The sequence below is a fragment of the Nocardiopsis listeri genome (assembly GCF_020741345.1).
In the GTDB taxonomy this organism is placed as follows: domain Bacteria; phylum Actinomycetota; class Actinomycetes; order Streptosporangiales; family Streptosporangiaceae; genus Nocardiopsis; species Nocardiopsis listeri_A.
Window position 1 is genome coordinate 1 of record NZ_DYZD01000156.1, and the last position, 7,533, is coordinate 7,533.

7 protein-coding genes and 1 pseudogene are annotated in these 7,533 nt (G+C 69.0%); 3 read left to right on the forward strand and 5 right to left on the reverse strand.

Annotated features, from left to right (window positions below; genetic code table 11):
* Positions 1 to 249 (forward strand): annotated as a pseudogene (locus K8V84_RS08845) (carbohydrate ABC transporter permease); the annotation flags it as partial.
* 7 nt (positions 250 to 256) lie between these two features.
* On the opposite strand, the gene K8V84_RS08850 reads toward K8V84_RS08845, so the two are convergent.
* The 5 genes from K8V84_RS08850 to K8V84_RS08870 form a co-directional block, all read right to left on the reverse strand.
* On the reverse strand, positions 257 to 1,123 hold the full coding sequence (locus tag K8V84_RS08850; protein WP_304072849.1) for a fructosamine kinase family protein: 867 nt from the start codon (positions 1,121 to 1,123) through the stop codon (positions 257 to 259).
* Between the two features lie 115 nt (positions 1,124 to 1,238).
* Entirely contained in the window at positions 1,239 to 1,766 is a 528-nt protein-coding gene (locus tag K8V84_RS08855; RefSeq protein ID WP_304072851.1) for a low molecular weight protein-tyrosine-phosphatase, read from the reverse strand.
* Positions 1,767 to 1,858: 92 nt separating this feature from the next.
* Positions 1,859 to 2,293, reverse strand: a complete 435-nt coding sequence (locus K8V84_RS08860; RefSeq protein ID WP_017589192.1) for a response regulator — start codon at positions 2,291 to 2,293, stop codon at positions 1,859 to 1,861.
* A 24-nt stretch (positions 2,294 to 2,317) separates the two neighbouring features.
* On the reverse strand, positions 2,318 to 4,309 hold the full coding sequence (locus tag K8V84_RS08865; protein ID WP_304072854.1) for an ATP-binding protein: 1,992 nt from the start codon (positions 4,307 to 4,309) through the stop codon (positions 2,318 to 2,320).
* Positions 4,306 to 5,565, reverse strand: coding sequence for a PP2C family protein-serine/threonine phosphatase (locus K8V84_RS08870; RefSeq protein WP_304072864.1), 1,260 nt, complete (start codon positions 5,563 to 5,565; stop codon positions 4,306 to 4,308). The genes K8V84_RS08865 and K8V84_RS08870 overlap by 4 nt, the downstream gene beginning before the upstream one ends.
* 345 nt (positions 5,566 to 5,910) lie before the next feature.
* Here K8V84_RS08870 and K8V84_RS08875 point away from each other — a divergent pair, with 345 nt between their 5' ends.
* Both K8V84_RS08875 and K8V84_RS08880 read left to right on the forward strand, forming a co-directional pair.
* Positions 5,911 to 6,603: a biliverdin-producing heme oxygenase gene (locus K8V84_RS08875; protein WP_304072857.1), complete on the forward strand. Its 693-nt coding sequence runs from the start codon at positions 5,911 to 5,913 to the stop codon at positions 6,601 to 6,603.
* Positions 6,604 to 6,713: 110 nt separating this feature from the next.
* Positions 6,714 to 7,370, forward strand: coding sequence for a TetR/AcrR family transcriptional regulator (locus tag K8V84_RS08880; RefSeq protein WP_304072859.1), 657 nt, complete (start codon positions 6,714 to 6,716; stop codon positions 7,368 to 7,370).
* Positions 7,371 to 7,533: the final 163 nt, after the last annotated feature.

Below are 7,533 nucleotides of genomic sequence, written 5' to 3' on the forward strand. Positions count from 1 at the left end.
GTGTCCCTGGGCATCTTCCAGTTCCTGTGGGTGTGGAACGACCTGCTGGTGGCGCTGATCTTCACCGGAGGCGACATCTCCACCGCACCCTTGACGGTACGGCTCGCCGAACTGGCCGGAACCCGAGGAGAGGCCTGGCATCGGCTCACCGCCGGCGCGTTCGTCTCCATGATCATCCCGCTGCTGGTGTTCTTCCTGCTCCAGCGGTACTTCGTGCGCGGCCTGCTGGCCGGCAGCGTCAAGGGGTGAGGGGGCTTCAGCCCGCGCGCAGGGCCGTGCGGGCGGCCTCCAACGTGGTGGTGCGGTAGGCGGCGCCGAACAGGCACAGGTGCACCAGCAAAGGGTGCAACTGGTGCAGCGCGACCCTGCCGCGCCACCCTGCGGACAGCGGCGCCACCTCGTTGTAGGCGTCCCGCACCCGGTCCAGGTAGGGCAGTCCGAACAGGGCCAGCATGGCCAGGTCGGCCTCACGGTGACCGCCGTGCGCGGCCGGGTCGATGAGCACAGCGTCGCGTTCGCGCCAGAGCACGTTGCCGTTCCACAGGTCTCCGTGAACGCGCGCAGGCGGTTCGGCCTCGCCCGCCAACCGCGCCACCGAATCCACGACCCGCTCCACCTCACGGGCGTCGCCCGGGGTGAGCGAGCCCTGGTCCCGTGCCTGTCGCAGGTAGGGACGCAGGCGCTGTTCGGCGTAGAAGGCGGGCCAGTCGTGGCTCGGGGTGTTGTCGAGCGGCAATGGTCCGATGAAGCCCGGCCAGTCCGCGCCGAACGCGTCCGCACCGGTCAGGTGGGTTCCCGCGAGTTGACGGCCGAGTCGTTCGGCGGCGCCCGGCGAGGGTTCGTCCTCCGCCACCCATGGCAGCACCAGCAGGTGTTCGTCCCACCCCTCCGGGATGATCGCCGGGGAGCCGAAGCACCGCCCCAGCCACTCCAGGCCGCGGGCCTCGGCGGTCAGTACCCCCACGGCGGGCGAGCCTCGGCTCAGGGACTTGACGAACAGGCGGGTTCCGTCGCTCAGCTCGGCGTAGGACAGGGTCCAGTCGTGGCTGGTGCCCGCCTTGGCGGCGCGTCGCACCTCTCGACCCAACAGTGCGGAGACCCGGTCGGCGAGCGTGCCGGTCAACGGGTCGCGGCGGGGCCCCTGTGGTCCCCGCGGCCCGTCCGGCCCGTGTCCTCCGGCGCCGGGGCCTCTTCCCCCGGGGCCGCGCAGGTGCGCGATCGGCTCGCCCTCCACCGTCTCAACCCCGCAACCGGGTGACGAGTTCGTTGGTCAGGCCCTTGGCGGCGGCCTCCACCATGTTCAAGACCGCGGTGAAGCCGTCGTCGCCCCCGTAGTAGGGGTCGGGCACCTCGGGGTTGGGCCCGCCGCCCGGCGCGAAGGAACGGAACAGTCGAAGCCGGGACATGTCGAACCCGAACTCCTCCCCCCGCTCGTCCACGACCCGGCGCAGGTCGTCGAAGTTGTCCAGGTCCATGACCAGGATCAGGTCCCGGCCGGCCAGGTCGGAGGACTCGAACTGACGGGCGGTGTGGTCGGTCAGGTACCCGTGCACGCGCAGAGTGGACGCGGCGCGGGGATCCATCCCACCGCCCACGTGCCAATCGCCCGTGCCGGAGCTGTCGACCCGCACGAGGTCGCTCATCCCGGCACGTTCGAGGTCCGCGGTGAGCACCTTCTCCGCCATCGGCGATCGACAGATGTTTCCCAGGCACACCACGCTGACGCGGTAGGGACCGGCGGGGTCACGCGGTTCCGGCAGACTCATGTCCCTTACCGTAACGAAGATCCGCCGCACCCACCCGTTCTGGCACGGTGCGTGCGCGCGCCACAGCCGATTCCTCGTCCCTTCGGCTCTCGTCAGCCCTTGGGCAGGCGAACCACGGTGACGAAGAAGTCGTCGATCTGCCGCACCACGCGGATGAACTGTTCGAAGTCCACCGGTTTGGGCACGTAGGCGTTGGCGTGCAGGCGGTAGCTGCGCAGCACGTCCTCCTCGGCCTCGGAGGTGGTGAGCACGACCACGGGGATGTGGGCCAGGTCATCGTCGCTCTTGACCTCCTCCAGGACCTCCCGGCCGTCCTTTCGGGGCAGGTTGAGGTCGAGAAGGATCAGGTGGGGCCGCGGGGCGTCGGCGAACTCGCCCTCACGACGCAGGAAGCGGAGCGCCTCGACGCCGTCGGAGACCACGTGCAGGCGGTTGCCCAGCTTGTGTTCCTCGAACGCCTCCTTGGTCATCAGGACGTCACCGGGATCGTCCTCGACCAGCAGCACCTCGATGGGATGCACCAACATGACCTCGCTCAAGCTTCCAGACCCCTATACGGGCCCCGACCGGTGACCGGGCGGTGCCGTACCGCCGGTGTCCTCTGAGGGCAGGGGACGCTCCCCCTCCGGTCCGTCGACCGGGGGTTCGGTCTCCGACTCGGTGACACCGGACTCTCGTGTGGTGGTCGGCGCCTCGTCCGCGGGGGCGGACTCGACGGCCTCGGTGCCCTCGACGCCATTAACGGCCTCGTTGGCCGGTTCGGTTCCCTCGTCGGTCTCCGACGCGGTGACCTGCGCGGCCTCCGCCTCGGTGTCGACGGGCAGAGTCCAGCATATGCGGGTTCCGGTCCGGCCGGAGTCCTCCCCGTCCGTGGTTTCGGACCCTTCGGGATTGTGCACGTTCACCGAACTCGTGTCCAACCACATGCGACCACCGTGGAACTCGATGATCTTCTTGCACATGGCGAGGCCGATCCCGGTGCCGGTGTACTTGTCCCGCGTGTGCAGGCGCTGGAAGATGACGAAGATGCGTTCGGCGTACTGGGGTTCGATGCCGATGCCGTTGTCGGAGCAGGCGAACACCCATTCGTCGCCCTCGCGTTCCACCTCCAGCCGCACCTCGGGCGCCTGCTCGCCACGGAACTTGATCGCGTTGCCCACGAGGTTGAAGAAGACCTGGGTGAGCAGGGTGCGGTCGCCCTGGACACTGGGCAGCGGGTCGCCGGTGACGACGGCTCCCGTGTCCTCCAGGCTCCTCTCCAGGCTGCTGAGGGCGTCGTCCAGGGCCGTGTTCAGGTCCACGGTCGCGAAGTTCTTGGTGCGTCCCACCCGCGAGAAGGCCAACAGGTCGTTGATGAGGGTCTGCATGCGCTTGGCGCCCTCGACCGCGAAGTCGATGTAGGAGTCGGCGCGCTCGTCCAGCTGACCGTGGTAGCGACGCTGGAGGAGTTGGCAGAAACTGGCCACCTTGCGCAGCGGTTCCTGGAGGTCGTGCGAGGCGACGTAGGCGAACTGTTCCAGCTCCAGGTTGGACCTGCGCAGCTCCTCGGTCTGGTGTTCCAGGAGGCTGGACTGTTCCTGGAGCTTGCGTCGGGCGGAGGCGACCTCGTCCAGGTCCTGCACGATGCGTTCGCGCATGGCGTCCACGTCCTGACCGAGCTGAACGATCTCCGGCGGCCCGTGCAGGATGATGCGGTGGGCGTAATAGCCCTCGGACACCTGACGCATGTGTCCGGCCAGGTCCTCCATGGGACGCAGCACCCACTGCTGGAGCATCACCCACAGGAACACCGACATGAACACCACGACCAGCCCGACGAGCACGAGCAGTGCCACGACCTGTTGGGTGGCCAGGGTGAGGCCGCTCTGGGCCTCGGCGATCTCGTTCTCCAGGTGGTTGGTGGTGGCGTCGGCGGCCCGGTTGAGCTCCAGGAAGAGGACGCGTCCGCGCTGGAGGTCCTCCTGGGTGGGCGCCTCACCCGCGCGCACCTTCTCCGACACCGGTTCGGCGAAGTCCTCGCTCCACACGTCACCGGCCTCGATGAGCTCCTCGACCTTGGGCGCGACGTCCTCGTTCTCCTCCGCCAGCATGCTCAGGGCGTTGCGGTACTCGGCCAGCGACATGCGCTGCTCGGTGTAGGGCTGGAGGAAGTCCCGGTCCCCGGTGAGGATGTAGCCCCGCAGGGCGTGGTCCTGGCTGAGGTAGGCCGAGCGGGTCTGCTCGACGGTGCTCAGGCCGGGTGTGAGCGACTCCACCTGAAGGGTCAGGGAGTCTCGCGCCTGGAAGGCGGCGAGGGTGATCACCGACACGGCCACCACCAGCACGACGGCGACGACCGTCAGCAGGCTGGTGACCCGACGGCGCAGGCTCCAGGAGTGGCGGGCGGGATACACGTCCCGGGTCAGGGTGCCGATGGCGGACGAGGGGGTCGCGGTGGACGCGTGTTCGTCCCGCTCCCGCCCGGCCCCCTCCTCCCCGCCGTTCTCGGAGCCGGTCGAGGGCTCGGTGTCCATGGTGCGGTCTTCCTCCCCGGCGGGGCTCAAGCGGATTCTCCGTGGCTGATGAGCAGCATCGCCACGTCGTCCTGGAGCGGTCCACCGTTGCTGCGCTCCGCCTCGTCCACGAGGTGTTCGGGCAGGTTGTTCAAGGCCACGCCCTGGCCCAGCACCCCGTTGACCAGATCGCGCAGACCGGCGACCTCCAAGCGCATGGGCGGCCCGCCGTCGTAGGCGTCGACCAGGCCGTCGGTGTAGAAGAGCAGGCTGGTCCCACGGGGCAGGAGGATCTCGGTGAACTCGTCCTGGTCGACGGGGAAGACGCCCAGCGGCGGCTGCGGCGGAGCCTCGATCTCCTCGGCAACGTGATCGGTGATGAGCATCGGCGGCGGATGCCCCAGGCTGCGGATGCGGGCGCGCTCGCTGCCGGTGTCGAGGCTGGCCATGCACAGTGTCGCGTACATCTCCTCCTGCGCGCGCTCGCTGACCAGGAGCTGTTCGAGGTTGGGCAGGACCAACTCCTCGGCGACTCCGCTCATCACGAAGGCGCGCCAGGCGATGCGCAGACTGACTCCGAGCGCGGCCTCGTCGGGTCCGTGTCCACTGACGTCGCCGATGATGACGTGCGTGGTGCCGTCCTTCTCGATGGCGTCATAGAAGTCGCCGCCGACCAGGGCGCGCTTGCGGCCGGGCCGGTAGTAGGCGCGGTGGCTCAGGGGCGAACGCTCCAACAGGACCTGGGGCAGCAGACCGCGTTCCAAACGCATGTTCTCGCGAGCGCTCAGTCGGGCCTCGCGCAGCTGCCGGGCGTTCTCGTCGGCGCGGCGCCGCTCCAGGGAGTAGCGCAGACTGCGGGCGAGGAGGGAACCGTCGACCTGGCCCTTGACCAGGTAGTCCTGGGCTCCGGCGGAGACCGCGGCGATGCCCTCGTGCTCGTCGTCGAGTCCGGTGAAGACGACGACGGCGGCGGCCGGCGCGCCGTCGAGGACCTCGCGCAGGAGGTCGAGCCCCTGCGCGTCGGGGAGGTTGAGGTCCAACAGGACGCAGCCGCGGAAGCCCTTGAGGTGCGGGCGGGCGGCCTTGAGGGTGGACACCCAGGTGATGCGGGTGGTGAGCACTGTGTCCGCGAGAAGTTCCTCGGCGAGGAAGGCGTCGCCGGGGTCGTCTTCGATCAGCAGGACGTCAACCGATTCGACGGTAGCCTCCACCCGGTCGGTCAGGATGGTGTCGTCGACCAGGGAGGTGCCGCCGTCCGCGGCGCCACCTCGTGCGGCCTCGGCCGCTCCGTCACCGATCGCCTCGATGGGATCGTGCCCTGTTCTCCTGGTATCCACTCATCGCCTCATGGTTCACGGTCCGTGGGACGTGCCGGCACGCCACCGACCCGGAGCGGACGCCTCGGCCCCTCCTGGCGGTTCGGACCGCACGACATCCAAACGATAAACGCCCCACCGACCACTTGACCAGGTAAGGCGACGAGAGACATACGACTCGGACGTAGAACCCCGGCCACGGCCGTGACTCAGAGCACCTGGAGCGGGACCTTCGTCCATATTTTTATGACAGAGTGTCGTATCCGTCTTGACAGGCGTGGACACCTAAATGACATCATGTCATAAACGCGCCTAATGGAAAGAGGGAGAATGTCGATGAGCGTCACGGCTCCGGCCCCCACTTCGTCCCCGGATCCCACCCAGGCCACCGACGCCCCTCAGTCGTTCTCCGAACGTCTCAAGGCCGCCACCTGGAACGACCACGCCGCGGCGGAGCATCACGGCTTCACCAAGGCACTGCTGGAGGGCGAGCTCTCCCTCGACGGCTACACGGCCATGGTCGCCCAGCACTACTTCGCCTACCTCGCCTTGGAGCGGGTGGGTCGCGCACTGGCCGACGATCCGATCGCCGGCCGCTTCCACTACCCGGAACTGGAGCGGATCCCCGCCCTGGAGGCCGACCTGGAGCGACTGCTCGGCACGGATTGGGCGGACCGCGTCTCACCGAGCCCGGCCACCCGTACCTACGTGGCGCGCATCGATCAGATGGCCGACCACCCCGAGGGGTTCGTCGCCCACCACTACACGCGCTACATGGGCGATGTCTCCGGCGGGCAGTTCATCCGCCGGATCGCCGCCAAGACCTACGGGTTCTCCGACGGCGCCGGTGTGGCCTTCTACGACTTCGGCTCCCTGGGCAGCCTGCCCAAGTTCCGTTCCGGGTACCGCGAACGCCTCGACTCCCTGCCCCTGGCCGAGGGCGCCGCCGCCTTCCTGGTCCAGGAGACCCGTCTGGCCTACCAGCTCAACACGGAGGTGCTCGCGGACCTGGGCCGCCGGCACGTCTGAGCGGTGTTCCTCGGCGCCGCCGGCGCTTCGGCGTGTTCGGGGGCGCCCGAACAACGCCCCGTGGTCCACGAGAGAGCCCCCGGGCCCGCACGACATGCCACCATAGGAGCATGCCCAAGATCACGGCTCCGACCATCGCCGCTCACCGTGCCCGCACACGGGAGAGCATCATGGACGCCGTCGACGAGCTGATCAGGTCCCAGGGGATCGACCGCGTCTCCATGACCGACGTGGCCAACGCCGCGGGCATCACCCGCACCGCGCTGTACAACTACTTCCCGGACAAGCCCGCGCTCCTGCTCGCCTTCACCGAGCAGGTCAGCGCGGCGTTCATGGAACGGTACAAGCGCGAGCTCCCGTCGGGGGTGTCGGCCGCGCGCCGCCTATCGGCCTTCGTGCGCCTCCAACTGGAGGGCATCGTCGCGCATCCGCACCCGCCCGCCGCCGAGCTCGGCGCCAGCCTCGGACCGGACGCCTACCAGGCGCTGGCCGCGCACGTGGCCCCGATGCAACGGCTGCTCACCGAGATCCTGGAGGAGGGGACCGCCGCCGGGGAGTTCGACCGGCTGCCGTGCGAACGTGTCGCCTCGCTCACCCTGTCCATGGTGGGATCGCGACGTCTGCCCCTGGTGAGCGGTGAGGTCGGTTTGGAGGAGACCCACGCCCTGGTGACCAGGTTCGTACTCCGCGCCCTCGGTGTGGCGACCGAAACCGTTGACACGATCCTGCCGGAAAAACCCCCGAACAGCACCCTTGGTAGCGACTGAAACACCCTCGGCGATAAGGGTCTGCACCTAACCCGCGATGGCCGTGTGTGGCCGGTGTGAAGCGGCATGAAGGCGTGACGCCCGGGGAACGAGAGGACTCAGCCCGTCTCCCCGGGCCGTCCCGTCCACCCTCGACCCCCGTGAGGCCTCTCAGCCGTGTCCC

Coding starts and splice junctions, on each gene's coding strand:
- K8V84_RS08855 (WP_304072851.1), bottom strand. CDS start 1,766: ATGAGTCTGCCGGAACCGCGTGACCCCGCCGGTCCCTACCGCGTCAGC.
- K8V84_RS08860 (WP_017589192.1), bottom strand. CDS start 2,293: ATGTTGGTGCATCCCATCGAGGTGCTGCTGGTCGAGGACGATCCCGGT.
- K8V84_RS08875 (WP_304072857.1), top strand. CDS start 5,911: ATGAGCGTCACGGCTCCGGCCCCCACTTCGTCCCCGGATCCCACCCAG.
- K8V84_RS08880 (WP_304072859.1), top strand. CDS start 6,714: ATGCCCAAGATCACGGCTCCGACCATCGCCGCTCACCGTGCCCGCACA.